The sequence below is a fragment of the Paenibacillus sp. PsM32 genome (assembly GCF_030433815.1).
Taxonomy (GTDB): domain Bacteria; phylum Bacillota; class Bacilli; order Paenibacillales; family Paenibacillaceae; genus Saccharibacillus; species Saccharibacillus kyungheensis.
The window spans coordinates 1-221 of record NZ_JARUWY010000092.1; the positions used below are offsets into that span (position 1 = coordinate 1).

Here is a 221-nt window from a genome sequence, read left to right on the forward strand (position 1 = left end):
TTTAGGGATCGACCATTAAGAAATTTACTTCATCAGGCTTAGCTTTGTATAAAATACTTGTAATAATCCCGTAAATACATACTGATTTACCCGAACCTGTAGCTCCTGCTACAAGTAAAAGGGGCATTTTGGCTAAGTAGCCTACAAACGTCTGCCCAGCGATATCCCGTCCAAAAGCAAACGACAATTAGGCTTCAGATTCTTTGAAAATAGATGTCTCC

1 pseudogene is annotated in these 221 nt (G+C 39.4%); it reads right to left on the minus strand.

The annotated features are described in order from the left end of the window. Positions 1–4 precede the first annotated feature (4 nt). Positions 5–221, minus strand: a pseudogene (locus tag QCD85_RS23800) (FtsK/SpoIIIE domain-containing protein); the annotation flags it as partial.